This is a genomic window from Mesorhizobium sp. L103C105A0, assembly GCF_000502215.1.
Taxonomy (GTDB): Bacteria; Pseudomonadota; Alphaproteobacteria; order Rhizobiales; family Rhizobiaceae; genus Mesorhizobium.
Map to the genome: position 1 here is coordinate 529,120 of NZ_AYXF01000002.1, position 25,033 is coordinate 554,152.

26 protein-coding genes and 1 pseudogene are annotated in these 25,033 nt (G+C 62.6%); 8 read left to right on the forward strand and 19 right to left on the reverse strand.

The window, feature by feature from the left end; translation table 11 throughout:
- Positions 1 to 3: 3 nt before the first annotated feature.
- Complete coding sequence (locus X727_RS157195; protein WP_023833874.1) at positions 4 to 1,116, reverse strand: endonuclease/exonuclease/phosphatase family protein; 1,113 nt, start codon at positions 1,114 to 1,116, stop codon at positions 4 to 6.
- Positions 1,117 to 1,273: 157 nt separating this feature from the next.
- On the opposite strand from X727_RS157195, the gene X727_RS157190 reads away from it, so the two are divergent.
- Both X727_RS157190 and X727_RS157185 read left to right on the forward strand, forming a co-directional pair.
- The gene (locus X727_RS157190) at positions 1,274 to 1,867 is read left to right on the forward strand and encodes a BA14K family protein (RefSeq protein WP_023830149.1); all 594 of its coding nucleotides are present in this window, start codon (positions 1,274 to 1,276) and stop codon (positions 1,865 to 1,867) included.
- 169 nt (positions 1,868 to 2,036) lie between these two features.
- Positions 2,037 to 2,321 (forward strand): PilZ domain-containing protein, encoded by a 285-nt coding sequence (locus X727_RS157185; RefSeq protein ID WP_023685169.1) that lies wholly within the window; start codon positions 2,037 to 2,039, stop codon positions 2,319 to 2,321.
- Between the two features lie 81 nt (positions 2,322 to 2,402).
- Here X727_RS157185 and ilvC read toward each other — a convergent pair whose 3' ends face one another.
- The 3 genes from ilvC to X727_RS157170 form a co-directional block, all read right to left on the reverse strand.
- Positions 2,403 to 3,422 carry a ketol-acid reductoisomerase gene (gene ilvC, locus X727_RS157180; protein WP_023830148.1) on the reverse strand — a complete coding sequence of 340 codons (1,020 nt, stop codon included), beginning with the start codon at positions 3,420 to 3,422 and terminating at the stop codon, positions 2,403 to 2,405.
- A gap of 23 nt (positions 3,423 to 3,445) precedes the next feature.
- Entirely contained in the window at positions 3,446 to 4,111 is a 666-nt protein-coding gene (locus tag X727_RS157175; RefSeq protein WP_245264573.1) for a TetR/AcrR family transcriptional regulator, read from the reverse strand.
- Between the two features lie 143 nt (positions 4,112 to 4,254).
- Entirely contained in the window at positions 4,255 to 4,713 is a 459-nt protein-coding gene (locus X727_RS157170; RefSeq protein WP_023668376.1) for a MarR family transcriptional regulator, read from the reverse strand.
- A 122-nt stretch (positions 4,714 to 4,835) separates the two neighbouring features.
- On the opposite strand from X727_RS157170, the gene X727_RS157165 reads away from it, so the two are divergent.
- Both X727_RS157165 and X727_RS157160 read left to right on the forward strand, forming a co-directional pair.
- Positions 4,836 to 5,141: a Rieske (2Fe-2S) protein gene (locus X727_RS157165; protein ID WP_023833875.1), complete on the forward strand. Its 306-nt coding sequence runs from the start codon at positions 4,836 to 4,838 to the stop codon at positions 5,139 to 5,141.
- A 1-nt stretch (position 5,142) separates the two neighbouring features.
- Complete coding sequence (locus X727_RS157160; protein WP_023833876.1) at positions 5,143 to 5,901, forward strand: glutathione S-transferase family protein; 759 nt, start codon at positions 5,143 to 5,145, stop codon at positions 5,899 to 5,901.
- Here the strand turns inward: X727_RS157160 and X727_RS157155 are convergent.
- Positions 5,867 to 7,099: pseudogene (locus X727_RS157155) on the reverse strand (NAD(P)/FAD-dependent oxidoreductase); the annotation flags it as partial. The gene X727_RS157160 and the pseudogene X727_RS157155 sit on opposite strands and share 35 nt — an antisense overlap.
- Positions 7,100 to 7,174: 75 nt before the next feature.
- Entirely contained in the window at positions 7,175 to 7,582 is a 408-nt protein-coding gene (locus X727_RS157150) for a helix-turn-helix domain-containing protein (RefSeq protein ID WP_023690335.1), read from the reverse strand.
- A gap of 138 nt (positions 7,583 to 7,720) precedes the next feature.
- On the opposite strand from X727_RS157150, the gene X727_RS157145 reads away from it, so the two are divergent.
- A complete protein-coding gene (locus X727_RS157145) occupies positions 7,721 to 8,611 on the forward strand; it encodes an SDR family oxidoreductase (RefSeq protein ID WP_023833878.1) in 891 nt (296 codons plus the stop codon).
- A gap of 50 nt (positions 8,612 to 8,661) precedes the next feature.
- On the opposite strand, the gene X727_RS157140 is transcribed toward X727_RS157145, so the two are convergent.
- The 3 genes from X727_RS157140 to X727_RS157130 all read right to left on the reverse strand — a co-directional run bounded on the left by X727_RS157140 (position 8,662) and on the right by X727_RS157130 (position 12,514).
- Positions 8,662 to 9,702, reverse strand: a complete 1,041-nt coding sequence (locus tag X727_RS157140; protein ID WP_023833879.1) for an aldehyde reductase — start codon at positions 9,700 to 9,702, stop codon at positions 8,662 to 8,664.
- A gap of 35 nt (positions 9,703 to 9,737) precedes the next feature.
- Complete coding sequence (locus tag X727_RS157135) at positions 9,738 to 11,696, reverse strand: potassium transporter Kup (protein WP_023833880.1); 1,959 nt, start codon at positions 11,694 to 11,696, stop codon at positions 9,738 to 9,740.
- Between the two features lie 77 nt (positions 11,697 to 11,773).
- Positions 11,774 to 12,514, reverse strand: coding sequence for a pyridoxine 5'-phosphate synthase (locus X727_RS157130; protein ID WP_023714735.1), 741 nt, complete (start codon positions 12,512 to 12,514; stop codon positions 11,774 to 11,776).
- 112 nt (positions 12,515 to 12,626) lie between these two features.
- Between X727_RS157130 and X727_RS157125 the strand changes: the two genes are divergently transcribed.
- On the forward strand, positions 12,627 to 13,046 hold the full coding sequence (locus tag X727_RS157125; protein ID WP_023668362.1) for an STAS/SEC14 domain-containing protein: 420 nt from the start codon (positions 12,627 to 12,629) through the stop codon (positions 13,044 to 13,046).
- 19 nt (positions 13,047 to 13,065) lie between these two features.
- On the opposite strand, the gene X727_RS157120 is transcribed toward X727_RS157125, so the two are convergent.
- Both X727_RS157120 and X727_RS157115 read right to left on the reverse strand, forming a co-directional pair.
- Positions 13,066 to 14,193, reverse strand: a complete 1,128-nt coding sequence (locus tag X727_RS157120) for an ATP-dependent RecD-like DNA helicase (protein WP_023833881.1) — start codon at positions 14,191 to 14,193, stop codon at positions 13,066 to 13,068.
- A 174-nt stretch (positions 14,194 to 14,367) separates the two neighbouring features.
- A complete protein-coding gene (locus X727_RS157115) occupies positions 14,368 to 15,348 on the reverse strand; it encodes an IS481 family transposase (protein WP_023833882.1) in 981 nt (326 codons plus the stop codon).
- 133 nt (positions 15,349 to 15,481) lie between these two features.
- On the opposite strand from X727_RS157115, the gene X727_RS157110 reads away from it, so the two are divergent.
- On the forward strand, positions 15,482 to 15,784 hold the full coding sequence (locus X727_RS157110) for a hypothetical protein (protein ID WP_023829268.1): 303 nt from the start codon (positions 15,482 to 15,484) through the stop codon (positions 15,782 to 15,784).
- A 41-nt stretch (positions 15,785 to 15,825) separates the two neighbouring features.
- Here X727_RS157110 and X727_RS157105 read toward each other — a convergent pair whose 3' ends face one another.
- The 7 genes from X727_RS157105 to X727_RS157075 all read right to left on the reverse strand — a co-directional run bounded on the left by X727_RS157105 (position 15,826) and on the right by X727_RS157075 (position 23,880).
- Positions 15,826 to 16,200, reverse strand: a complete 375-nt coding sequence (locus tag X727_RS157105) for a nitrile hydratase accessory protein (RefSeq protein WP_023725319.1) — start codon at positions 16,198 to 16,200, stop codon at positions 15,826 to 15,828.
- Positions 16,187 to 16,846: a nitrile hydratase subunit beta gene (nthB, locus tag X727_RS157100; RefSeq protein WP_023833883.1), complete on the reverse strand. Its 660-nt coding sequence runs from the start codon at positions 16,844 to 16,846 to the stop codon at positions 16,187 to 16,189. Before nthB ends, X727_RS157105 begins: the two co-directional genes overlap by 14 nt.
- On the reverse strand, positions 16,843 to 17,466 hold the full coding sequence (gene nthA / locus X727_RS157095) for a nitrile hydratase subunit alpha (RefSeq protein WP_023815545.1): 624 nt from the start codon (positions 17,464 to 17,466) through the stop codon (positions 16,843 to 16,845). Before nthA ends, nthB begins: the two co-directional genes overlap by 4 nt.
- Before the next feature lie 64 nt (positions 17,467 to 17,530).
- A complete protein-coding gene (locus X727_RS157090) occupies positions 17,531 to 20,692 on the reverse strand; it encodes an efflux RND transporter permease subunit (RefSeq protein WP_023833884.1) in 3,162 nt (1,053 codons plus the stop codon).
- Positions 20,689 to 21,978 carry an efflux RND transporter periplasmic adaptor subunit gene (locus tag X727_RS157085; RefSeq protein ID WP_023805518.1) on the reverse strand — a complete coding sequence of 430 codons (1,290 nt, stop codon included), beginning with the start codon at positions 21,976 to 21,978 and terminating at the stop codon, positions 20,689 to 20,691. The genes X727_RS157090 and X727_RS157085 overlap by 4 nt, the downstream gene beginning before the upstream one ends.
- A 225-nt stretch (positions 21,979 to 22,203) precedes the next feature.
- Entirely contained in the window at positions 22,204 to 22,800 is a 597-nt protein-coding gene (locus tag X727_RS157080) for a LysE family translocator (protein WP_023688075.1), read from the reverse strand.
- Positions 22,801 to 22,923: 123 nt separating this feature from the next.
- Positions 22,924 to 23,880: an acyl-CoA desaturase gene (locus tag X727_RS157075; RefSeq protein WP_023714739.1), complete on the reverse strand. Its 957-nt coding sequence runs from the start codon at positions 23,878 to 23,880 to the stop codon at positions 22,924 to 22,926.
- Between the two features lie 156 nt (positions 23,881 to 24,036).
- Between X727_RS157075 and X727_RS0133500 the strand changes: the two genes are divergently transcribed.
- Complete coding sequence (locus X727_RS0133500) at positions 24,037 to 24,417, forward strand: metalloregulator ArsR/SmtB family transcription factor (protein WP_023702997.1); 381 nt, start codon at positions 24,037 to 24,039, stop codon at positions 24,415 to 24,417.
- Positions 24,418 to 24,428: 11 nt separating this feature from the next.
- Here the strand turns inward: X727_RS0133500 and ilvN are convergent, their stop codons facing one another.
- Positions 24,429 to 25,001: an acetolactate synthase small subunit gene (gene ilvN, locus X727_RS157070; protein ID WP_023668352.1), complete on the reverse strand. Its 573-nt coding sequence runs from the start codon at positions 24,999 to 25,001 to the stop codon at positions 24,429 to 24,431.
- Between the last annotated feature and the right edge of the window lie 32 nt (positions 25,002 to 25,033).

Sequence of the window (25,033 nt, forward strand, 5' to 3'; positions counted from 1 at the left end):
CGCTCAAGCCATGTCCAGGCTAATTGCGACGGGACAATGGTCCGACGCCTTCGGCCGGTCCCAGCCGGCGCGCGGAAAGCGCTCCACCGCCTGTCCGGCCGGAAAGATGGTGCGCCAGGGCTGGCCGTTGCGGATGATGTCGGGAACCGCCGTCGCATTCTTCGCCGCCAGCCCTTTCGACAGCAGGATGTAGTCGAGCTGGCACAGATGCCGCTCCTTCGGCCCGCGCGTGTGGTAGAAACTCCAGCGGTCTATCTCCGGCCGCCGCTCGACGACATTCTCGCAAAACCCGCCGGCGGTGAGCACATCGATACAGGACTGGCTCTCGTCGATCACCTGGAAGCGGTAGCCGTCGATAGCGTCGCCCTCGATCTTCACCCGCTGGCGGTAGTCGTTCATGTCGCCGCAGATCGCCCAGTTTTTGTCGGCTGCGTGCTCTTTGCCGAAGCGCTCCTCGATGATGCGGCGCACGGCTTGCGCCTCGGCGATGCGCACCGGCATCGTCGCCTCGCGGCCGTCGAGCCCATTGCGCGGCGAGCCCATCGATTTGAAATGGACGAGGTAAAGCGTCAGCGGCACGCCGCCGACCTTGATGTCGACCTCCAGGCAATCGCGCCGGAAGATGCGTTCATTGGCCAGGTTGCCGAGCGCCTCGAGTTCAGGCGTGTGCAATCCGAACTGCTCGAACGTGACATAGGCATGGCTGGTCATGCGCACGAATTCGATCGGCTGACCTTGCGCTGTCTCGTTGCGCATCATCAGGGCAACGTCGATGCCGCGCGAATCATTGCCGGCGGTGGTGTATTTCTGCCGGTAACCCTCGCCCACCATCTTGAAGAGATAGCCATACTCGAACGCCTTCAGCGCCTCGATGTTGTCAACCTCCTGCATGCAGATGATGTCGGCGCGGGTGGCGGCGATGGCGAGCGCGGTCAACTGGCGCGTATCGTCGGACTGTGCGATGGCGCGCGCCTGCTCCAGCATCCGGTATTCGGCTTCGCTCTGGATGTCGAAAAGCGCCAGCGTGCGGTCTTCGTTGAGCTGGTTGCGAAAGCCCGAGAAATCGAACCTGTTCATCAGGTTTTCGACATTGAAAGTGGCGAGGCGCAGCGACATGGGCTGACCTTTGCCTGCAAGCGCCCATGAAAACAAGGGCTGCTCGTCATGGCTGATGGAACCTTTCCGTTCATCCTCCGTTCAGACGCCAAGGTCCATCAATAGGCCACTTCCCTGGGGTATCCGGGCGTGGGGCCTGTATCACTTGGAGAGTGCAATGAGCTCGCTCTTTTCGTCCACAGTCAAATCCGGGCTGTTAGCGCTCGGTCTTTTCTCGGGTCTCACGGCGCCATCCGCCGCGGGCCCGATCCTGCAGCCGGACTTGTCGGTGCCGGCAAGCACCGCATTGTCTGACATCACACCGGTTCGCGACAGCTGGGCGGGCGGCAATGACCGCCGCTCCTTCAACGATTGGCAGTGGCGCCGCCACGACGGCCGTCGCTTTGCCCGGTCAGGCAACTGGAACAACGGCAACTGGAATGGCGGCAACTGGAACGGCGGCGACAACTGGCGCTGGCGCCATCACCGCCACCATCGCGGCCGTGATTTTGACACCGGCGCCGCAGCAGTTCTCGGCCTCGGCCTGGGTCTCGGCCTCGGCAGCATCTACAACAACGGCTACTACAACAACGGCTATTACAATGACGGCTATTACGTGCAGCCGGCGCCCCGCCGCTATTACCGCACGCAGCGTCTGTCCAGCGCCCATGTACAGTGGTGCTACGACCGCTATCGGTCCTACCGGGCCTGGGACAACACGTTCCAGCCCTATGATGGCCCGCGCCAGCAATGCTGGTCGCCCTACAGCTGAACTATAAACGACAATACACGACGGCGCCGCCCCATCGCGGCGCCGTTTTCATTTGGGAAAGACGGCTGGTCTCGGTCACCGCTAACCATATGTTTATCGGCTCAGCCTATCCGTGATATCGTGCCCCATCTGACGATCGCGCCGATCCGGTCGCGAAGGACGTGCCGTCATGGCCGACAACGAATTGCGAAACAAACACCGGCAGCGCGTGCTGAAAGGCGCGACGATTCTGACCGGCCTCACCAATTCCGAGGTCAAGTGCACGGTGCGCAACATGCATGCCGGCGGCGCCGAGCTGAAAGTGTCTATAGACGCGCGCGTGCCGGACGAGTTCCTGCTCTATGTGCCGGTCGACGGCATCGGCTACAAGGCCATCGTGCGCTGGCGCCGCGACGACCGCATCGGCGTCGAGTTCACCGGCACCGAGCCGAAGCCGCATTGGCACTATGGCTGAGCGTCCTGATCGATAAACCGGCATGAAAGAGCCGGCGGATCGCTCCGCCGGCTCTTTGCTCCCAATCCCGACGACTGCGGGTTAGTTCTTGGCCTTGTCGACCAGCTTGTTCTTGGAAATCCAGGGCATCATGGCGCGCAGCTTGGCGCCGATTTCCTCGATCTGGTGGCTGTCATTGTTGCGGCGGATGCCCTTGAAGCGCGACATGCCGGCGCGGTATTCCTGCATCCACTCCGAGGTGAATTTCCCGGTCTGGATGTCCTTCAGCACGCGCTTCATCTCGGCCTTGGTCTCGGCGGTGATAATGCGCGGGCCAGAGACATATTCGCCCCATTCGGCCGTGTTCGAGATCGAGTAGTTCATGTTGGCGATGCCCCCTTCATAGATCAGGTCGACGATCAGCTTGACCTCGTGCAGGCACTCGAAATAGGCCATTTCGGGCGCATAGCCGGCTTCCACCAGCGTCTCGAAACCGGCGCGGATCAGTTCGACCAGGCCGCCGCAGAGCACGACCTGCTCGCCGAACAGATCGGTCTCGCATTCCTCGCGGAAATTGGTCTCGATGATGCCCGAACGGCCGCCGCCGACGCCGCAGGCGTAGGACAGAGCGAGATCGAGCGCGTTGCCGGAAGCATCCTGGTTGACGGCGACCAGGCAAGGCACGCCACCGCCCTTCTGGTATTCGCCGCGCACCGTGTGTCCGGGCCCTTTCGGCGCGATCATAACGACGTCGACGGTCGACTTCGGCTCGATCAGGCCGAAATGCACGTTGAGGCCATGCGCGAAGGCGATCGCGGCGCCGTCACGAATGTTCGGCGCGATTTCGTTTTTGTAGATGTCGGCCTGCAATTCGTCAGGCGTCGCCATCATCATCAAATCGGCCCATTTGGCAGCGTCCGCCACGCTCATCACCTTGAGCCCGTCGGCCTCGACCTTCTTGGCCGTCGCCGATCCCGCCTTGAGGCCGATGGCGATTTCCTTGGCGCCCGAATCCTTGAGGTTGAGCGCATGCGCCCGGCCTTGGCTGCCATAGCCGATGATGGCGACCTTCTTGCCCTTGATCAGATTGAGATCGGCGTCGCGATCGTAATAGACACGCATCTTTTGCTTCCTTCCCGTAGAGATTAGAGGCCTTGCGGCCCGGTTTTTGCTCCATAAAGAGCGAGAAACTGCTGCGTTGCCCGGACGGCATCGCCGCCGATCGCCGCTTCAGTCAATTCCAGCCTGTCGCCGAGCAGGAGACGGATCTGCACGTCGCGGGCGACCAGCCCGAAAAAGGTCCGGAACGCCATTTCGGCATCCGTAAAGTCGAGCAGCCCGGCCTGCTTGCCGGCAAGCAGCACCGGCTTCAGCCGTCTGGCCAGCGCGAAACGGCCATTCTCCAGCACGATGGCGCCGAGATCGTCCTTTCCGGATCCGGCATGGCCGACCGCGACGCGGTTCAGCGCGATCGAGGTATCGCTCGAAATCACCTTCAGCCAGTCCGAGGCGAAGCCTTCCAGGCTTGCCGTCAGCGAGGCAAGATCGAGCCGCTCACCGTCGACCGGCACCACGCGCACTTTCGATGCCTGCCACTGCACGGTCGCCGTCAGCAGTCCGTCGCGGTCGCCGAACCATTTGTAGAGCGTTTCCTTCGAGCAGCTGGCGCGGCGCGCCACCGCCGTCATGGTCAGATTGTCGCCCTCCTCGACCAGCAGCCGCAAAGCCGCGTCCAGGACGGCCTTTTGCCGCTCTGTGAGCACTTCGCTGGTATCGATCTCGGCCCTTGCCTGCAACAATTTCCTGCCCATTCGATGAGGTCGCCGGGTCGCCTCAAACGGCGTACCGTACGTTACGGTTCGGCATATTGCGCAATCCTGTGCTCGACGCAAGGGGTTCGGTAGAAAAATCGTCGACGTGAGAGCCGCCGAGCAAACCACGAGATTCTTACGGATCAATCATCGGCGGGCGGATGGCGCAGCTCTCCAAGCAGGCTCGCCAGTATCTTCAGCTCCTCGGCGGAGAGTTTTGCGCCGACCAATTCCGCAATAGACCGTCCATAGACAGCCCACATCCGTCGCCGCGTCTGACGGCCCTTGGCCGAGATGCGGATGGTCTGGCCGCGGCCGTCATCGGCAGCCCTGAGCTTCTCGACCAGTCCGTCTGCCTCGAGGCGCGCCAGAAGCCGCGAGATGTTATACTGCGCAAACAGTGTGCGCTCGGTCAGCTGGAATGGCCGCAACCCGCCCTCACCCGCCTCGGCGAGTTCATGCAGCACGTCATACCAGTCGAGCGGCGGCAAGCCGCTAGTCTTCAAAGCCTCTTCCGCCTTTTCGATGAGCTGGCGCGAAACCCGCATCAGGCGGGCCCAGGCCTTGACGGCTTCGGGCGAAGGCGTGGTTGTTTTGGTCATGACCCACCCTAGGCGGTAGATGCAGTTGCATCAAGCTTGACGATCGATGCACTAGCATCAAGCTTGACGATCGATGCACATGCATCTATATGCATGCAGCTGCATCGATCCGGGAAAGATCCATGAAACACGAAATCTGCAAAGTCGCCGACGTCCCGCAGACGGGCAGCCTGATCGCACCGTTCTTCGGCCGCGAGGTCCATATCTGGCGCAGCGGCGAGCGTGTCCGTGCCGCGGCCAATGTCTGCCTGCATTTCGGCGGGCCGCTCGACTGCAAGGACGGCAAGCTGGTCTGCCAATGGCACGGTGCCGCCTTCGATATGGAAAGCGGCGATCGGCTTGAAGGTCCGGCGCCAAAAGCGTCGCGACTGATGTTCCTGTCGACGCGCGTGGAGGACGGCGCGTTGAACTATGTCTGGGGAGAGTGACATGCCTGAGAAGAATGAAATGCCTGAGAAGAATGAAATGACTGGCAAGCTCATTCTCGTCAGCCATCATCTATGCCCCTATGTGCAGCGCGCGGCGATCTCGCTGGCCGAGAAAGGCGTGCCGTTTGAGCGTGTCACCATCGACCTCGCCAACAAGCCGGACTGGTTCAAGGCGATTTCGCCGCTGGGCAAGGTGCCGCTGCTGATCGTCCAGGCAAATGGCGAGGAGACGGTGATCTTCGAATCCGCCGTCATTCTCGAATTCCTCGAGGAGACGCAAGCCAATCCTCTGCATCCGGCCGACGCCTACGCCCGTGCCCGGCATCGCGCCTGGATCGAGTTCGGCTCGGCGACATTGAACGCCATCGGCCGGTTCTACACGGCTTCGACGGAGGCCGCCTTCCTGGCAGAGTCCACGGCACTTTCGGCCATGTTCGATCGTCTGGAGGACGAACTGGCCGACCAGGCCGGACCGTGGTTCAATGGCGAGCGCTTTTGCCTCGTCGATGCCGTCTACGGCCCGGTCTTCCGCTATCTCGACGCCTTCGACCGGATCGGCAATTTCGGCATTCTGGACGGCAAGCCATTGGTCCAGGCCTGGCGCAAGGCGTTGAGCGAACGCGCCTCGATCAAGGGTGCCGTGGCGCCGGGCTATCCGCAGCGGCTGCGTCTATTCCTGCGTGCGAGAAATTCGTTTCTCTCGACCCTGATCCCGCCGGATGATCTGGCCAGTGCACCTCCTCTAGCCCGATCCGCCTGAACGGATCGATCAGCGTGCCGGCCACCATCGAGGCAAGCACGCTTGGCACTGGCGGGATTTTGGCGATGGTTGCCACCAGCCTGTCGCGGAAGAAGGGCAGCATCGTGCCGTCCGACTGGTAGAACGGCGTCAGCGCCAGCGACAGCAGCTGGAAGATCCGGACATGCCATCGCCGCGCCCGGGCGTAGCTTTCCAGCGCTGCCTCGACGTTGCCCGTCTGTGCCAAGGCATGGCTGAGCGCTGCCGCGTCGAGCAGCGCCATGTTGGCGCCTTGCCCGAGCTGCGGGCTGGTCGAATGCGCGGCGTCGCCGATCACCGCCAGCCGGCGGCCGGTCGGCAGCTTCATCGTGTGATGGCCGTAGCGCGCCAGCGACAGCTGGTCGAAGCTGTCGATCTGGCTGGTGAACGCCTCGCACTGTGGCCACAGCGAGACCAGTCTCGCCTTCCAGGCGTCGAGCCCTGCCGCGCGCACGTTTTCGGCATCCGCCGGCTTCAGGCTCCAGAAGAACGCCGCCATCTTTTCCCCGCCCGGTTCCGGTCGGCCGATCGGCAGGACGCCGATCATCACGCTGGCCTTGTCGTAGCGCTGCAGCAGCGCATTTTCGTCGAAGCCTTGGCGCCAGCCGAGCGAGGCCCAGAACGCGCCGTAAGTGAGCTGCCGCGGCTGGGCCGGATCGTTGAGGCACCGGCGCAGCTTCGAACGCGAGCCGCTGGCGTCGACCACGAGGTCGAACGGCCCTGCCCTGCGGCCCCCCACCGTTCGGCTCTTGTCGAAGATCAGGATCGCCCGCTCACCGACGTCCAGCGTCTCGATCTCGACACCGGTTTCGATGGCGATGCCTTGGCGCTGCGCGGCGCGAAACAACATGTTGAACAACGCCGCCCGGTGCACCGCCAGCCCGAAACGGCCGCCAGGCTGCGCATCGTAGCGCACGGCGAGCACGGTGCGGCCGCTCGAGGCATCGGCGCCATGCAGACGCTCGATGCGGCTCCCCAGCGCCAGAATGTCGTCGAGCAGGCCGAGATCGGCGAGCACGCTCAGCCCGGTCGGCTGCAGGATCAGTCCGGAACCGACGGGCTTGGGTTCCTCGAAACGTTCGAAGATGGTGACGTTGTGGCCCGCGCGCTTGAGATAGAGCGCGGTGGCGAGCCCCGCCGGGCCGGCGCCCGCAATCGCGATGTCGAGAGATTTTTCCATTGCCCGCCCAACTACTGGCCGGACAATCCTTCAGCGCCATTGTCAAATCAAGCCTTTGCTGCATGGACCAAAATATCAGCCACCGGCGTCGAAGGCAGCGCGCGCCTTGCGCACCGCACCATGGTTGAGTTCGGCCCACAGGATCAGTTGATGCAAGGCGCCGAACATCGAACGGCCGAGATCGGTCAGGCTGTATTCGACGCTTGGCGGCTTGGTCGGGAACACTTCGCGATGAACAAAGCCGTCGCGCTGCAGATCGTGGAGCGTCTGGGTGAGCATGCGCTGCGAGATGTCGGGCACCAGGCGCCGCAACTCGCCGAAACGATAGGGCTGCTCTGCGAGCGCCGCCATCAGCAGCGAACTCCATTTGCCGTTCACGCCCTGCATCACGTCGCGAACCGGGCAATCGGCAATGTTTGCGCCATCGCTGGTGGCTTTGAATATATTGAGCTTGGTTCTCAGATTGACGACCTTGCCGTCCATGGCTGCTGGTTCCCTGGCGGTGCCTACCTCCCTAAAAACTGCCTTCTTTACGGTGGCCGGTCAATTCTTATTTTAGTGCTGGTCTCTTTTTGAGACTGTCAGAAGCACCCGCCACCCGGCGCAATTTCAGGATCCCCCATGACCGCAACCCTTCTCGTCACCGGCGCTTCCGGCCAGCTTGGCCGCGGCGTCATCAACCACCTGCTGGACACATTAAAGATCCCCGCAAACCGCATCATCGCCACCACCCGTACACCCGCCAACCTTGCCGATCTGGCGGCGCGCGGCGTCGTCGTCAGAGCCGCTGACTTCAACGACCCGCAATCGCTTGCCGAGGCCTTCGCGGGAGCCGACCGGGCACTCGTCATCTCGACCAACGAACTTGAGGTACAGGGGAAGCGGCGCGAGCAGCAGCTTGCGGCGGTGACGGCGGCCAAACAGGCTGGCGTCAGCCACCTGCTGTACACCTCGATGCCCAACCCCGAGCCTGGTTCGCCGGTTGTTTTCGCGCCCGACCACTACGACACCGAACAGGCGATCAAGGCGAGCGGGATCCCCTACACGATATTCCGCAATGGCTGGTATAACGAGAACCTGTTCATGGCGTTGCCGCAGGTTCTGGCGTCGGGTCAGTGGTACACCTCCGCCGGCGACGGCGCCATTTCCTACGGCACGCGTGACGATTTCGCGGCGGCGATCGCAGCGGGGCTCGCCTCGGACAGCAGCGAAAGCGCGACTTACACGCTCACCGGCCCCAGTGCGTATACGGCTGCCGAAGTGGCGGCGTTGGTCACCGAGGTCACCAGCAAGCCGATCAAGGTCATCCAGCTTTCCGACGAAGCCCTGACCGAGGGAATGAAGTCGGCCGGCCTGCCTGAACCCTTCGCCAAGGTGCTGGTGTCGTTCGACGCTGCCGCACGCGCAGGTGACCTCGGCATGGTGACAGACGCGGTCGAAAAACTCTCCGGCCGAAAGTCGGTGCCGCTGAAGCAGTTTCTGGAGACGAACAAGGCTGCACTGGCCGGCTGAAAGCTGCCGTTGCGGGACGCCGAGCCCTTAAGGTTCGGCCTCCCGCACAATTACTTACGTCGCTTGACCAGTCCCAGCCGGATCAGGCTTTCGCCCGTGGCAATCAAAGCATCTTCGCGCGAGCGTGGCGCCCAGCCGAGCACGCGCACCGCCTTGGCGTTGGTGGCGTTCTTGATCTTGCCCAGTTCCGTTGCGAGTTGGGCCGCTTCCGGATTGAACAGCCCGATGATGCGCACCAGCCAATCGGGAAACTCCCGCGTCGAGACGCGCGACGCCGCCGGCCCGAGCCGCGTCTTCAGGGTCTGCGCGATCTCGCGGACCATCATGAAATCGCCGGCGACAGCGAGGAACCGTTCGCCCTTGGCGGCGGGGTGGGTCATGGCGCGAACATGCAGATCCGCCACGTCGCGCGCGTCGACGACGCCGAAGGACAGGCGCGGCAGCCCAGGCACGGCGCCGTTCAGCATGCGCTGGACAAATTCGGTCGAGGTCGAATGGTCCGCGCCGAGCACCGGTCCAAAGATGCCAACGGGATTGACGACCGCAAGCTCCAGCGCGCCGCCCTGCTCGGCGATGAAATCCCAGGCCGCGCGCTCGGCGAGCGTCTTGGACTTCACATAGGCGCTGACCTTGCCTGCCGGATCGGTCCAGTTTTCCTCGTTGAAAGGCTGCCCATCCGCGCGCATCTTGCCATAGCCGACGGCCGCGAAGGATGAGGTGAGCACGACGCGCCTGACCCCGGTATCCCGCGCCGCCCGCAGCACGCGCAACGCGCCCTCGCGCGCCGGAAGGATCAGGTCATCCTCATGCGTGGGCACGCCGGGCGGAAAAGGCGATGCGACATGCAGCACGTAATCGCAGCCGGCCACCGCCGCCGGCCAGCCTGCGTCGGCCATCAGATCGGCATGGGCGAATGAAAGGGCGTCACCGGGCTCCGTGCCACCTGCCTTGAGCATGGCGAGCACATCGGCTTCGCGCCTGGCCGATCGCACGGAGGTGCGGACGCGGTAGCCGGCCTTCAACAGTTCGAGGATGCAGTGAGCGCCGAGGAAGCCGGACCCGCCGGTGACCAGCACCAATTCGCCGCTCATATTAGCCTCCTCGACGATTTATCCGTTCGAGACCCTCAGATCGCCACCTGCGTGCCGATCTCGACCACACGTCCGGTCGGGATCTGGAAATACTCCGTCGCATCGGCCGCCGAGCGGGCGAGCCCGATGAACAGCTTGTCCTGCCACACCGGCATGCCGGAATTGGGCGATGCNGTCGTCATGATGTCGAACTTCCAGCCCTGCTTGCGGCAGATCGCCAGCGCGCGCGGAATGTTGGGCTGCTCCATATAGCCGAAGGTCAGCGTCACCCGCATGAACAACTCGTTGACTGTCTCCATCTTGACCCGCTCGCTGTCGGGCACCAGCGGCTGCGGTGCGGTGACCACCGACAGAATGACGTTCTGCTCGTGCAGCACCTTGTAGTGCTTCAGGCTGTGCATCAGCGCTGTCGGCGCGCTTTGCGGATCGCTGGTCAGGAACACGGCGGTGCCGGACACCAGCTGCGGCTTCTTCTTCANCGCTGTCGGCGCGCTTTGCGGATCGCTGGTCAGGAACACGGCGGTGCCGGACACCAGCTGCGGCTTCTTCTTCAGCAGATTGCCGGCGAGGAAATCGAGCGGGATTTCGTTGCGCCGGGTCTTGTCGAAGAGATAGCGGCTGCCGCGTATCCAGGTGGTCATGATCAGCCCCATGAGGCAGGCAACGGATATTGACACCCATCCGCCTTCCACGATCTTGACGACATTCGCCAGGAAGAAACCCATGTCGATGGTGCCGAACAGCAGCGCCAATGCCAGGGCGAGCCCAAGCTGCCATTTCCACAAATTGCGCATGACAACGAACAGCAGAATGGTTGTCATCAGCATCTCGCCGGTCACCGAAATTCCGTAAGCGGAAGCCAGCGAACTCGAGCTGCCGAAGCCGACAACCAGCAGCATCACTCCCATGGCGATGAGCAGGTTGACGCGCGGCATATAAATCTGGCCGCTCTGCATTTCGGACGTGTGCTGCACCTCGATGCGGGGCAGCAGGTTGAGTTGCACTGCCTGACGTGCCAGCGAAAAAGCACCCGAGATCACCGCCTGACTGGCGATCACGGTGGCGGCCGTTGCCAAGCCGACCATTGGCATCAGCGCCCAATCCGGCAACATCTCGAAGAATGGATTGGTCGGCCTGCCGCCATTCGCCAATACAAAGGCGCCCTGGCCGAAGTAGTTGAGCAGCAGGCAAGGAAACACCACGGAAAACCACGCGAGCACGATCGGCTTGCGCCCGAAATGTCCAAGGTCGACATAAAGCGCCTCGGCCCCCGTTACCGCCAGGAACACTGCACCAACGGTCACGAAAGCGGCGGTCGGGGTGCCGGCTAAGTAGGCGATCGCATAATACGGGTTGATCGCCAACAGCACCGAAGGATCATCCATCAGGTGGTAGAGCCCGGAAACGCCGATGGCCAGGAACCATAGCGCCGTCACCGGCCCGAATACTGCCGCCACCTTCCCCGTGCCGAAGCGCTGCACGGAGAACAGAAATGCCAGGATGACCAAGGTGATCGGAACGACATAGGCCTCCAGCGTCGGTGTCACCACTTCCAGGCCCTCAACTGCCGACAGCACGGAAATGGCCGGAGTTATGATAGCGTCTCCGAAAAAAAGCGACGCCCCGCAAAGTCCGATGCCGAGGATAAGCTTGGCGCCTTTTGGATAGGCGCTGCGCGCCAGCGCCATCAGGGACAGCGTGCCGCCCTCGCCCTTGTTGTCGGCGCGAAGCACGAAAGCGACGTATTTTATGGTGACGATAATCGTCAGCGCCCAGACGATCAGCGACAGCACGCCCAGGACATCTATACGCGTGTCGGTACCAGGCGAAGCGTGAAGCGCCTCGCGGAAGGCATAGATCGGGCTGGTGCCGATATCGCCATAGACGACGCCAAGCGCGCCCAGCATCAGAACTTTGGTGCTGTGCTGTTCAGTGTGGGAGTGGTTCGGTTGTTCGACGGGTTCAGCCTCGCTACCGATGCTGGAAAGAGCCATCGACTACTCCCCGATCACCGCGCGGTGCGCCTTGCTTGCTGTCATGCGATATCACCTTCGACACGAGCCTTCCACCGCTACCAACCGCAAGCCTTCAGAAACCGCCCCACCGTGCCGGCCATGCCATACTCCAACGCATCGGCTGTCAACCCGTGTCCGATAGACACTTCGGCCAATGCCGGAATGCGCTTTGCCAATGCCGGAAGGTTGTTCACCACCAGATCGTGCCCGGCATTGACCTGGAGCCCGGCGGCGACTGCGGCATCCGCGGTTTTTCCCAATCTTTCCAGCTCCTTCCGCGCCTTGGCGGAATCGGAATGGTAGCTGCCGTAGGGCCCGGTATAGAGCTCGATGCGGTCGGCGCCGGTGTCGCGCGCGGCATTGACGCCGGTGGGATCCGGATCGGAAAACAGCGACACGCGGAAGCCCCCTTTTTTCAGACGCTTGACGATCGGGTTAAGGAACGCCGCCTCGGCGGCAAAGTTCCAGCCATGGTCCGATGTCGCCTGCGCCGGATCGTCGGGCACCAGCGTCACCTGCTCCGGCTGGTGCCTTTCCACAAGCGCCAGAAAATCCTCGGTCGGGTAGCCCTCGATGTTGAATTCCGCCTTGGGAAACTCGTCGTCGATAAGCGCCCGGATCTCCGGCAGGTCGGAATGCCTGGTGTGGCGCTCGTCGGGCCGCGGATGAACCGTCAGCCCGTGCGCGCCGGCCGCCAACGCCAGGCGGCCGAGCCCGGTGACGCTGGGCCATGGCAGGTTGCGGCGGTTGCGCAGCATGGCGATGGCGTTGAGATTGACCGAGAGTTTCGCGGGCATGGCGTGAGGTCCGGCTGTTTGTGCAGCGCATCTATACTGCCTTTGATGGGAACAGACAGGGGCTTTCGGGTGTTCCAGTGATGACATCTGCTCGCAAGGGGGAACCCAGCCAATGAATTTTCTCCAGTCCGTGCCCGCAATCCGCCGCCTCGAAACCGACCGTGAGGACCTTTTCGCCATCGACGTCGTCGGCCATGTCTCTGCCGCCGACGGCGAAAATCTGTTTGGATTGCTGGAGGCTGCCTACGCGCTGCACCCGAGGATTGACGTCTTGGTGCGGCTGGTCGATCATGAGGGCGTCGACTGGATCGATATGGACGACGAGACGCTGAAACAAGGTACGGTGCATGCGCTAGAGCATATCGCCCGGTGCGCGACGATCGGTGAGCCCGACTGGATAGCGGATGCGCGGAACTTCCTTCCGGCTTCGCCACCGATCGAGTTCAGGCATTTCAATGCCGAGGACGAAGCAGACGCCTGGGCATGGCTGGGCGCGACGCCACTCAGCCCTGCTGCGCCGGCTGCTACCTGACGACGCTATCTAACGCCAGCTATCTAACGATCGTCAGCCGCTCTGCCGCCCGCGTGATGGCGGTATAAAGCCAGCGCTGGCGGGTTTCCTTGAATGCCCAGCTCTCGTCGAACAGCACGACGTCGTTCCACTGCGAACCCTGCGCCTTGTGCACGGTCAGCGCGTAGCCATAGTCGAAATCGTCAAAGCGCTTCTTCTGCTGCCAGGGGATATCGGCGTCCGGATCCTCGAAAGCCGACTTGAGCAGCTTGATCTTGGCGACGCCGCGGTCGGGATCGTCCTCCTCGGGCGAGACCAGAAGGTTGATGCCCGGCTTCACCGTCTCGCGCGACGAGGTCATCACCTTCCACAGCGAACCGTTGAGCAGGCCCTTGGCGGGGTCGTTGCGCAGGCAGACCAGCTTGTCGCCGGCCTGCGGATAATCGGCATTGAAACCCTTCAGCTCGCGCAGGCGCTGATTGTAGCGGCGGCGTGTGCGGTTGGTGCCGACCAACACCTGGTCCGCCTTCAGCACCAGCTCCTGGGTGACGTCCTCCTTGCCGATGACCTGCGCGCTGCCGTAGTCGCCGCGCATGAACTCGCGGCCCTCGCGCACGTCGAGCGCCAGCTGGATGATCGGATTGTCGCGCGCCTGGCGGTGGATTTCGGTCAAGAGCACATCCGGCTCATGCTCGGTGAAAAAGCCGCCGCCCGAGATCGGCGGCAGCTGCGCCGGATCGCCAAGCACCAGGATCGGCGTGCCGAAACTCAGGAGGTCGCGGCCAAGCTGTTCGTCGACCATCGAGCATTCGTCGATGACGACCAGCTTGGCGCGCGAGATCGGGCTTTGCCGGTTGAGCGAGAAGGTCGGCGACATCGAGGTCTTGCCGGTCACCTCGTCGGCGACCGATTCCTCGCCCTTGGGCCGGTAGATCAGCGAATGGATAGTGCGTGCATTGACCGCGCCCTTGGAGCGCAGAACCTGCGCCGCCTTGCCGGTGAAGGCGGCGAACTGCACCTGCCCGTCGACATGTTCGGCAAAATAGCGCGCCAGCGTCGTCTTGCCGGTGCCGGCATAGCCGAACAGCCGGAAGATCTGCGGCCGGCCCTCCTTGAGCCAGCGCGCAACCGCTTTCAGAGCCTCATCCTGTTGGGGGGAGAATTCCATCGGTTCGACAGACCGGATTCGCAAGGGAAAGACAAGCTTGGTGCCAACCACCGCTTAAAACGATGGGATTGCCTCACCTTCAACGGGACAAACTAGCAGGCGCAAATGCGAACGTAAAGTGAACATGCAAGCGGATAACGAACGATTTGAATTCAGGCATTTGAACCTAGATGTTTAGTCCCAAGGTTTGATGGGTTGGAGCCTGAATCGTTCGGGCTCTTTTGTCCAGATTTTGCAGATGTATTCAAAGGGCGTGAGGCCCTTGAGGGTCTTCAGTCGACGGCCGAAATTATAGGCTAAGACGAAATCGGCGAGATGCTGGCGCAGTTGGTCATGGCTCTCGTAGTAGAAGCGTTTGACGGTCGCATCCTTGATCGTGCGGTTCATGCGTTCGACCTGGCCGTTGGTCCATGGGTGCCTTGGCTTTGTCGTTCGGTGGTCGATATCGGCCTTGGCGCAAGTATGTTCGAAGGCGTGCGCCCATATGATTTCTCCCGCCGCCATGGCTTCCTTGATCAGCGGAACGGCCGAGCCGCCGGCACCTGGGGTCGTGAACTGAATGCCGTTGTCGGTAAGCACTGTGTGGATCTTGTAAGGGACAGCATCAAGAAGATGGCGCAGGAAATCGGCGGAGACCGCTGTCGTTGCCTTCTCGTGCAGCTCGACGAAAGCGAACTTCGAGGTCCGATCTATGGCCACGAACATATGCAGCTTGCCCTGCTCGGTTCGGACCTCGGCGACGTCGATATGGAAGTAGCCGATTGGATAGGCCTTGAACTTCTTCCTTGCCGGCTTGTCGCCCTCGACATCCGGCAACCTGCCTATCCCGTGACGCTGCAGGCAGCGATGCAAGGATGACCGCGACAGATGCGGGATCGTCGGTTGGAGAGCATAGAGGCAATCGTCCAGTGGCAGCAGCGTATAACGCCGAAAGGCGACGATGACCGCCTCTTCCTCAGTCGATAGCACTGTCGACTTCGGATCTCTGGGGCCAGTCGGAAGATCGGCGGCCGACGTCCGGTTCCTCCACTTCCTAACCGTCTTCTGATTGATGCCGTAGCGCTTCGCCAGCGCCCTCAGGCTCTCTTGACTATGCTGTATCGCTCGACGGATCGCCTCTGTCGTCGTGGCGCTCCCATGAAGAACCTGGCCCATAGCGCATCCTTTGATTCGGACGAAAAGTATGCGCCATCAAAGCCTGGGATCAAACACCTAGATCGGGCAATGCCACTATCACGGACATGATCGAGATGCAGATCGGCGCAGACACCTATAAGCGAGGATATTGATGAGGTCGTTCGCAGACAGGCTGATCGGAAAGTCGATAAAGAAGATCGAAATCGGCGAACCTGGTTATGGCATCGTTGTCTCCTTGTCGGATGACGCAGGGTTCGCGATATATACCGAGGTCACGGCCTGTCTGGGTGACGAAAATGCCAGAACCATAGAACGTGTTACCATCAGCGACGAGCAAGTGATCCTCCACTTGGGTGACAACGACTTCGTCGCCATTTCCAAAAACCGTGGCCGCTTCGCCGTCGTTGAGGCGTTTGTCTATGGGGACGACGAAGGCATGGTCGTCGAAAATTAGTTGCATCGGCCGCCAGATTTCAAACACCAACCACAGGCGGACTATATGTTCGCGCCGCCGCCGCTACCTCTGGTCGGCCCGGGATCGTTCTCCAACAAAATCGGCTTGCCGTGCGGGGTTGCATGCGCGGCGCGTTCCCAGGCGGCGGCGAGCGTGTCGACGTCACTTTTTCCCGCGACGCCCTTGGCCGCCAGCAGCGTCTCCAGCGCAGCCAGCCAATGCTCGTAATAATCGTGGCCGTCGCTTGCGGCGCCCGGCTTCTTCACTTGCGCCGACAGCGCATCGGCCCATTCGCTCCACGAAAACAGGCCCTTGTCATGCAGCGCCACCGTCATGGCGAAGGCTTCGGCCTGCCAGGGTTCGGCGAATACCGGTTCGTCCAGACCCGCCGGCAATGCACCTTCAGGCCGGCTCAAGATAGCTCTCCCAGGCATCGATCGAGACGGTCAGCGTCGGGTCGGCGCCCTCGCCCCAGATTTCCGAGCCATCGAAGACCACGGTATAGACCCATTGCGGGTTTTCACCGTTGCCATGTGCGTTGCTGTCGGGGAACACAAAACCGTCACGCACGGCCTCGATAACTCCGTGCTTGCCGCGCGCATAACGCGGTAGCCTTGTGTGGCCGGTGGGATTGAAATTCTTTGTCCGCACCGGGTCGCCGGCCTTGAAGCGCGGCGCCGTCTCAACCGGCCGGTCGCAGGGACTGCCCTTGGCCAGTACCGCCGGCACGTTTTCGGCCTTCAACACCCTTTTGGGCGTCGCCGCCGGATCGACCGCCCGACCTTCCGTCAGATCGCGCTCGCTGACGAAGCCATGGCGCTTCAGCAGCACCTCGAGCGCTTTGATCCATATCTGGTAGTAGCTTGAGGAATAATAGACGGCCGGATGCAGCGATTCCCTGGCGTGCCGGCTCTCGTCGATGTTCCACGCGCCCATGGCGCCGGCAGTCAGCGTCACGCCGAGCGCCCGCCTCTCCCAATCCGCATGAAAATACGGTTCGTCCTTTTCGGGCGCGACCGGCCCGAAACCCATCTGCCCACCGAGATCCTGCGGCCCGTTCATGCCGGTACCTTCTTTGTCCCGGGTTCCTTGGCCACCGCCGTGCCGATCATCGCATCGCGGCTGACCAGTTCGGCGAGTTGGTCCTCACTCCAGCCTTCGGTACCGCCAGGCCGCATCGGCACCACGAGATAGCGCAGTTCGGCAGTCGAATCCCAGACGCGGATGTTTTTCTCCGCCGGCAAGGTCAGCCCGAACTCTTCGAGCACGCCGCGGGGATCGATCACCGCCCGCGAGCGATAGGGCGGCGCCTTGTACCAGACCGGCGGCAGCCCAAGCACCGACCACGGATAGCAGGAGCACAGCGTGCAGACGACGAGGTTGTGCGTCTCGTCCGTATTGAACACCGCCTGCATGTGCTCGCCCTGGCGGCCGCTATAGCTCAGCGACGCGATCGCTTCCGTCGCGTCGCGCTTCAGCCACTCGGCAAAGGCCGGATCGCTCCAGGCTTTCGCCACCACCCTGGCGCCGTTGCGCGGCCCGATCTTGGTCTCATAGGTGTCGACGATGACGTCGATTGCGGCCGGATCGATCAGGCCTTTTTCGGTGAGGATGGTCTCCAGCGCGCGCACGCGCGCCGCAAACGGGTCGAGCTCATTGTCGTGGTCATGATCATGGGACATGACCTCAGATTAGGATCGGCGGCACGCGGCCGCAAGCATGACAGCTTGGGCCACGGGCTATCGCCTATTCGGCGGCGGCCCTTTGCGGCTGGAGCCGATCCTCGGGACCGAACAGCGAGGCCTGCTCGCCGCTCTCGACCGCATGCAGCTCCGGCCTGTTCTTTTTCGAAGAGAAGAAGCTCACCAGCCAGCCGGAGAAATTCTCGAAATAGACATAGATGACAGGGGTGACGAACAGCGTCAGCGCCTGGGAAGCGAGCAGCCCGCCGACGACCGCGACACCGAGCGGCTGGCGCAGCTCAGCACTGGCGCCGGTGCCGAGCGCGATCGGGAACGTGCCCATCAGCGCCGCCAACGTCGTCATCATGATCGGCCTGAAACGCATCAGGCACGCCTTGTGTATGGACTCCTTGGCCGACATGCCTTCTCGTCGCAGCTCCAGCGCGACGTCGACCATCATGATGCCGTTCTTCTTGACGATGCCGATCAGCATCAGGATGCCGATCACCGCGATCACCGACAGGTCCATGCCGGCAAAGCGCAGCGCGACCACCGCGCCCAGCACCGCCGAAGGCAGGCCGGTCAGAATGGTCAGCGGATGGATAAAGCTCTCATAGAGGATGCCGAGTACGATATAGATGGTCAGAACGGCGCCGCCGATCAGCAGGCCCTGATTGGCCAGCGAATCCTGGAAGGTCTTGGCGGTGCCGGCAAAGCTGGTCGAAATCGCCGGCGGCATGCCGATCTGCTCCTTCAGCGCGGCGATGCGGGCCGTGCTGTCGCCCAGCGCCACGCCTTGCGGCAGGTTGTAGGAGATGGTCACCGCCGGCAGCTGGCCGAGCTGGTTGACCGTCAGCGCGCCGGCGGTGCGGTCGACGCGGGCAAAGGCGCCGAGCGGCACCAGGCTGCCGCTTGCCGTCCTGACCTGGATGGCCAGCATGCGCTCGGGCGACCATTCGATGTTGGGATCGAGCTCCATGATGACTTCGTAGCTGTCGGCCGAGCCGAAGATCGTCGAGACCTGCTCCGTGCCGAAGCCGCCATAGAGACTGGAGCGCAGCGTGTCGGTGTCGATGCCGAGCGAGGCCGCCTTGTCGCGATCGACCACCAGCGTCGCCTGCAATGAATTGTTCTGCAAATCGCTGGTGACGTCGGTGAAATTCGCATGATCGGCCGCCATCGCATCGTCGAGCTTTTGCGCCCATGTGTCGGTCAAGCCGGTATCGAGGCCCTGAACGACGAGCTGGTAGGCGCTGGCGGAAGAACGCGCGCCAAGCCGCAGGTTCTGCACCGGCTGCATATAGGCATCGATCCCCGGCACAGTGGCCAGTTGCCGCCGCAGATCCGACAGCACCTTGTCGATGTCGGGGCGCTGGCTCTTGTCCTTCAGCTGCACATAGAGCTGGCCCTGGTTCAGCGCATTGTTGCCGCCGCCGGCTGACCAGGCGACATGCGAGACATAGGGCGAATGCGAGAAGACACTTGCCGCCTGGTTCTGCAGCTTGACCATGGCGTCGTAGGAGATGTCCTGCCTGGCGATCGTCGTAACCGAGATCTGGCCGATATCCTCTTGCGGGAAAAAGCCTTTCGGCGAGACCTCGATCAGCCAGACCGACCCTGCCGCCGTGCCGGCGAAGACGAGGAACACCAGAAAAGTGTGGCGCAGGCAGAAGGTCAAAAGCCGGTCATAGCCGCGGGTGACGATATCCTGCTTGTGGCCGGGGGCATGCTTGTCGCGATCGGCCTTGGTCACCGACAGCAAGCGCGAACACAGCATTGGCGTCAGTGTCAGCGACACGAACATCGAAGCCAGGATGGCGACCGTCACCACGACGGCGAATTCGTTGAAGATGCGGCCGATGACGCCGCCCATTAGAAGCACGGGGATGAACACCGCCACCAGCGAGATCGAGATCGAGATGATGGTGAAGCCGATTTCGCGCGCGCCCTTCAGCGAGGCATCGAAGGCCGAGAGACCGTCCTCCTCCATGTGGCGAAAGATGTTTTCCAGCATGACGATGGCGTCGTCGACGACGAGGCCGACTGCGAGCGTCAGGCCCATCAGCGAGATGTTGTCGGTGGAGAAGCCGAACAGGAACATGGCGCCGAGCGTCGCGATCAACGAGATCGGCACCGCCACGGCCGGAATGATGGTTGCAGTCACCCGGCGCAGGAAGACGAAGATCACCATCACCACCAAAGCGATGGTCAGAAGCAGCGTGAACTGGACGTCGTCGACGGCCTGGCGGATCGAGGTCGAGCGGTCGTTGAGCAGCTTTATGTCGGCTGCGGCCGGCATCTGATCCCTGAACGACGGCAGCATCGCCTTGACCTTGTCGACGACGTCGACGGTGTTGGCGTCGGGCTGGCGCTGCACCGCCAGGATGATGGCGCGCGTGCCGTCATACCAGCTTGCAGTCGTCGTGGTCTCGACCGAGTCGATGACGCGGGTCACCTCGCCCAGCCGCACCGGATGGCCGTTCTTGGTGGCGATGATGAGGTTGGAGAACCCGGCGGCATCGGTGAGCTGCGTATTGGCCGTGATGGTCAGCTGCTGCTTGTCGTTCTGCAACACGCCAAGCGGCGTGTTTGAGTTGGCCGAGGCGATCGCCGTCTGCAGCTGATCGATCGAAATGCCGCGCGCGGCAAGTGCGGTCGGATCGATCTGCACGCGCACCGCATATTTCTGCTGGCCGAAGATCGACACCTGCGCCACGCCGTCGATGGTCGACAGCGAGGGCGAGATGACGTTTTCGGCGAAGGCGTCGAGGTCGGTGAGCGGAACCGTGTCGCTGACCAGCGACATCAAAAGGATCGGCGCGTCGGCCGGATTGACCTTGCGATAGCTCGGCGGCGCCGTCATCTCGGGCGGCAGCTGGCGCTGCGTGCGCGCGATCGCTGCCTGCACATCGGCGGCGGCAGCGTCGATATCCCTGTTGAGCACGAACTGGATGGCGATCGAGGTGCGTCCCAGCGAATTGCTGGTCGAGATCGAATCGATGCCGGCAATGGTGGCGAACTGCTTGATCAGCGGCGTCGCCACCGAAGTGGCCATGGTTTCGGGCGAAGCGCCGGCCAGGGTGGCCGAGACGTTGACGACCGGGAATTCGGCGCTCGGCAGCGCCGCCACCGGCAGGAACTTGTAGGCGAACAGCCCGCCCAGCACGAGGGCGAACGACATCAGCAGCGTGGCGACAGGCCTGCGTATGCAGAATTCGGAAATCATTGGGCAGCCGCCTTGCCGGCCTCGGCGACCTTGGGAGCAGCTTGATCACCGCCGGCCGCCTTGCCTTCGTGAATGGCGGCGCCGTCCTTCAGCCTGGTCTGGCCCTCGACCACCACCTTCTCGCCTGATTTGACGCCCTCGCTGATGGCGCTGTTTTCGCCTTCGGTCAGCGCCACCTGCACCGGTCGCATCTCGACCGTGTTGTCGGGCTTGACGACATAGACGAACGGTCCCTTTTGGCTGGGCTGCACGGCAACGGTCGGGATGGATGTCATCTGCGGCATGATGCCAGCGTCGAGCACGACATTCACATATTGGCCGGGCCACAGTGAAAGATCGGCGTTGGGAATGCTCGCCCGTGTCGCGATGGTGCCGGACGCGGTGTCGACGCTGGAATCGACGAAGTCGAGCGTGCCGTTGCCGATCGGCGTCGGATCGCCATCCTTGGTCAGCGTCACCGCGCCTTGCTGCGGGTTGGCCAGCGCCTTGTGCAGCAGCGCCAGGTTGCTCTCCGGCAGGTTGAAGTTGACTTGCAGCGGATCCATCTCGGTGATCGTCACCAGCGGCGTGGCCGTGCTCGAGTTGCCGTTGCTCAAGGTGACGAGGTCACCGACCGAAACGTTGACCGCGCCCAGCCGGCCGGCAATCGGCGCCTTGATGCTGGCAAAGCCGAGCTGGACATTGTCGGCGTCGATCGTCGCCTTGTCGGCATCGACCGTCGCCGCGGCAGCCTTTTGCGCCGCCACCGCCTGATCGTAAGTCTGCTGCGTGCCGGCCTGCTTGGCGACGAGATCCTTGGCGCGCTGAAGGTCGGAGCCCGAACTGGTTAGCAGCGCCTGGTCCTTGGCGAGCGTCGCCTGATCCTTGGCAAGCTGCGCCTTGAGCGCCCTGTCGTCGAGCGAGAACAGCAGGTCGCCGGCCTTCACCATCTGGCCGTCCCTGACGTCGATCGATACGATCTGGCTGGACACGCGGGCGTTGATGTTGACCACGGCCGGCGACGACACGAAGCCGATGGCGTAACGGCGGATCGGAAAATCGGCCGTTGTCGCGGTGGCCGAGACGATCGAGGCCGAACGGGCGGCATTGCCGCCGGCGCCGGATTTGCCCCCTGCCTTGTCGGCCGAAGCCTTGTCCGATCCAGCCGGCTTGTCCGCCGCTGCCGTCTGCCTGGCGCCCGGCAGCATCTGCTGCAGACTGCTCATCGCCGCCGGCGAAAAATAGACCCATGCCGCGGCGACACAGGCCGCTGCCACCACCACCGCCAGAACGACTTTACCGCGCATCGACTAAAAGCCCTATGATCCGACACGCCGAACCCGGTGGTCTCATTCTACGCAATCACGGCGCCTTGCCGCGATCTCGCCGAAGTAGATAGGACGCACATTTGTCGGAAAAGGGCCAAAACACGGCATTACGAAGATTTAATGTGCACTGCACAATGACTATGCAGCCGGCTCAGCAGTCGGAAAACCAGCCAGGATGCGGTTGAGATCTCAGGCGGGATGCGTCTATTTCAGCATCGGCCAGAGCGTCGCCGCCAAGAGCACGCCCATGGCGATGTTGAACCATTTCAGCCGCACCGGATCCGACAGGAACCCGCGCAGCGCTGTGCCGAAACCGGCCCACATCGAGACGCTCGGCAGGTTGACGACGGTGAAGGCGATCGCGATCAGCGCCACCGACAGGAACGGGTGGTCCGGATTGGAGTAGACGGCCATGGCGGTGATCGCCATCACCCAGGCTTTCGCATTGACCCACTGGAATGCGGCTGCCTCGATGAACCGCATCGGCCGTGCCTCCGTCTCACCCTTGCTGGACAGCGAGCGCGACATGGCGATCTTCCAGGCGAGATAGAGCAGATAGGCAGCGCCGGCGATCTTCAATCCGGTGTGCAAGGCCGGAAACGCCGTAAGCACCGCGCCCAGGCCAAAGCCGACAGCAAGCAACAGCACCAGGAAACCCATGCTGATGCCCAGCATATGCGGGATGGTTCTGACCAGGCCGAAATTCACGCCCGACGCCAAGAGCATGAGGTTGTTCGGCCCCGGCGTGATCGAGGTCACGAAGGCGTAGACCAAAAGGGCAAGGAAAGCGTCGAGGGTCATGACGGCTCACAAAGGTCAGCAATGCTGACTTAAATCGACAGAGCGCTGGACGCAACCTCATTCCATTGGTCCAAAGCGCTCCGCCGTGATCCGCCTATCCCGAGCCAGCCAGGCCGGCACAGTCTACCTGCCGTGGGCCCGCGCCGACAACAGGCTGGGAGCGGCGGCGGCCTCCTGACGGCCAGCCACACGCCGCAGGCCTTTGCGCCTCGGCGTGTTCCCGGGAAGCTTCACGCCATGCGCGAGGCCGAGGGCAGCCAGGATGCGGATGAAGAGCCAGCCGAGATCGATCTGCCCGCGTTCCAGGCCGAGCTTTGCGGATTCGGGAAACGCATGGTGATTGCCGTGGAAACTCTCGCCAAAGGTCACCAGGCCGAAACGCGGCAGGTTGTAGCCCTGCACGGCAACGCCATCGACGCGCCAGCCCTGCTGCCCGCTGCGATGTGCGAAATGCCCGACCAGCCAATGCCCGGTCAGCGACACGGAGATACGCACCGCAATGCCCCAGACCACCCAGCTCCACCCGCCGAGGAGCAAGAAAAGGATCGCCCACGGCAGTTGCTGCAGCATCCAGGTCCGCTCGACGAATTTGTAGAAGCGGTCGTTTCTGATCGACGGCTCGATGACGAAGTCAGGCGGATTGCGCAACGCTACGGCGCAATGCATTTGCCAGAAAGCGTCGGTGAAGAAAGGCCGGCGGTGGGCGTGCAGGTCGTGACAAGCCGTCTGGCGCTGCGCCCAGTCTCGTATGTCATGCGCATAGATCATGCCGAACGGACCGGCCATGCCGACGAGCGTGCCGAGATAGACCAGCGCGTGTTTGAGCCAGATGTGAACCTTGAACGAGCGATGGATGAGCAGGCGATGCATGCCGACCGAGTGTCCGGCGCAGATCGTCACCGCCGTCGTCGCTACGAACAGGGCGAAAGCGCTCCAGCTGAAGGTCAGCGGCCCGAACACCAACGCAATCAGCGTCATCGCACCGACCCAGATCGACTTGGCCGGCATCCAGACGACCTCGCCATCTTCGGCATCGCTCAAGGGCTGCGAGATCATTCTGCCTGTGGATATGGTCTTCATCGGTACCCCTCCTCTGCAGGAAACATTTCCGGACCAAAGAGCCTTGCCTTCCGGCGCGCCGGCGCTTATTTAGGCAATAAGCTAACTATCTACTATTCCGATTTAGGTATTTAGGCAATAGACTAAATACCGGAAGCGAAACGACAGAGGCAGGCGGTGATCGAAGACAATGCAGCGGATGGCGACACGGCTATCGGGGCAAGCAGCGCCATACAGCGCGTGTTCGAGGCGCTGTCATCGCAGCCGAGGCGCAAGATCCTCGCCTATCTCGCCCACTCCTCGCTGACCGCGGGCGAGATCGCGGCGCGCTTCGACATGTCGAAGCCGTCGATCTCGCAGCATCTGAGCATCCTGGAGACGGCCGGCCTCATCGCCAGGGAGCGGCAGGGACAATTCATCCGCTACTCGCTGGTCCAGAACAATCTGGTTAACACGCTGAACGGCTTCGTCCAGGACGTCTGTCCGGTATCGCGCCCGATCAAAAGGGAGAGTAAGAATCTGGCGAGCGGCAAGGTCGATCCCAAGCCGGTAAAATAGTTGGACTGAGACTACATCCCTTGCGGGCCGCGGTTCATCGCCGCCACGCCGGTGCGGCAGATCTCGACCAGGCCGAGCGGCTTCATGATGGCGATGAACTGGTCGAGCTTCGAACCCTTGCCGGTAATCTCGAAGATGAAGTGCTCGGTGTTGGCGTCGATGACCGAAGCGCGAAAAGCGTCCGCCAGACGCAGCGCCTCGACGCGGGCTTCGCCGGTGCCGGCGACCTTGACCAGCGCCAACTCGCGTTCCAGCGGCCGCTCCTGGCCGAACTCGTGCGAGCGCACGGTGAGATCGACGACGCGATGCACCGGTACGATGCGTTCGAGCTGGTGCTTGATCTGCTCCAGCACATGCGGCGTGCCGCGCGTCACGATGGTGATGCGCGACAGGTGCTTCTCGTGTTCGGTCTCGGAGACGGTGAGGCTCTCGATGTTATAACCGCGGCCGGAAAAGAGGCCGATGACCCGGGCAAGCACACCGGGCTCATTGTCGACCAGCACGGAGAGCGTGTGGTTCTCCGGCTTTTCCGTTTCCTTGGCGATGAAATAGGCGGAGCCGGTCGGTTGAAGCTGTGCGTTCATGACATGAATCTCGATTTCAGACTTTGAGCTAA

What these genes read in the sequence shown, in the direction of transcription:
- X727_RS157170 (WP_023668376.1), bottom strand. Translation starts at nt 4,713, where the DNA reads ATGACCAAAACAACCACGCCTTCGCCCGAAGCCGTCAAGGCCTGGGCC.
- ilvC (WP_023830148.1), bottom strand. Translation starts at nt 3,422, where the DNA reads ATGCGTGTCTATTACGATCGCGACGCCGATCTCAATCTGATCAAGGGC.
- nthB (WP_023833883.1), bottom strand. Translation starts at nt 16,846, where the DNA reads ATGAACGGGCCGCAGGATCTCGGTGGGCAGATGGGTTTCGGGCCGGTC.
- X727_RS157165 (WP_023833875.1), top strand. Translation starts at nt 4,836, where the DNA reads ATGAAACACGAAATCTGCAAAGTCGCCGACGTCCCGCAGACGGGCAGC.
- X727_RS157160 (WP_023833876.1), top strand. Translation starts at nt 5,143, where the DNA reads ATGCCTGAGAAGAATGAAATGCCTGAGAAGAATGAAATGACTGGCAAG.
- nthA (WP_023815545.1), bottom strand. Translation starts at nt 17,466, where the DNA reads ATGTCCCATGATCATGACCACGACAATGAGCTCGACCCGTTTGCGGCG.
- X727_RS157115 (WP_023833882.1), bottom strand. Translation starts at nt 15,348, where the DNA reads ATGGGCCAGGTTCTTCATGGGAGCGCCACGACGACAGAGGCGATCCGT.
- X727_RS157140 (WP_023833879.1), bottom strand. Translation starts at nt 9,702, where the DNA reads ATGAGCGGCGAATTGGTGCTGGTCACCGGCGGGTCCGGCTTCCTCGGC.
- X727_RS157195 (WP_023833874.1), bottom strand. Translation starts at nt 1,116, where the DNA reads ATGTCGCTGCGCCTCGCCACTTTCAATGTCGAAAACCTGATGAACAGG.
- X727_RS157125 (WP_023668362.1), top strand. Translation starts at nt 12,627, where the DNA reads ATGAATTTTCTCCAGTCCGTGCCCGCAATCCGCCGCCTCGAAACCGAC.
- X727_RS157080 (WP_023688075.1), bottom strand. Translation starts at nt 22,800, where the DNA reads ATGACCCTCGACGCTTTCCTTGCCCTTTTGGTCTACGCCTTCGTGACC.
- X727_RS157110 (WP_023829268.1), top strand. Translation starts at nt 15,482, where the DNA reads ATGAGGTCGTTCGCAGACAGGCTGATCGGAAAGTCGATAAAGAAGATC.
- X727_RS157145 (WP_023833878.1), top strand. Translation starts at nt 7,721, where the DNA reads ATGACCGCAACCCTTCTCGTCACCGGCGCTTCCGGCCAGCTTGGCCGC.
- X727_RS157120 (WP_023833881.1), bottom strand. Translation starts at nt 14,193, where the DNA reads ATGGAATTCTCCCCCCAACAGGATGAGGCTCTGAAAGCGGTTGCGCGC.
- X727_RS157185 (WP_023685169.1), top strand. Translation starts at nt 2,037, where the DNA reads ATGGCCGACAACGAATTGCGAAACAAACACCGGCAGCGCGTGCTGAAA.
- X727_RS157085 (WP_023805518.1), bottom strand. Translation starts at nt 21,978, where the DNA reads ATGCGCGGTAAAGTCGTTCTGGCGGTGGTGGTGGCAGCGGCCTGTGTC.
- X727_RS157090 (WP_023833884.1), bottom strand. Translation starts at nt 20,692, where the DNA reads ATGATTTCCGAATTCTGCATACGCAGGCCTGTCGCCACGCTGCTGATG.
- X727_RS157175 (WP_245264573.1), bottom strand. Translation starts at nt 4,111, where the DNA reads ATGGGCAGGAAATTGTTGCAGGCAAGGGCCGAGATCGATACCAGCGAA.
- X727_RS157190 (WP_023830149.1), top strand. Translation starts at nt 1,274, where the DNA reads ATGAGCTCGCTCTTTTCGTCCACAGTCAAATCCGGGCTGTTAGCGCTC.
- X727_RS157130 (WP_023714735.1), bottom strand. Translation starts at nt 12,514, where the DNA reads ATGCCCGCGAAACTCTCGGTCAATCTCAACGCCATCGCCATGCTGCGC.
- X727_RS157150 (WP_023690335.1), bottom strand. Translation starts at nt 7,582, where the DNA reads ATGGACGGCAAGGTCGTCAATCTGAGAACCAAGCTCAATATATTCAAA.
- ilvN (WP_023668352.1), bottom strand. Translation starts at nt 25,001, where the DNA reads ATGAACGCACAGCTTCAACCGACCGGCTCCGCCTATTTCATCGCCAAG.
- X727_RS157075 (WP_023714739.1), bottom strand. Translation starts at nt 23,880, where the DNA reads ATGAAGACCATATCCACAGGCAGAATGATCTCGCAGCCCTTGAGCGAT.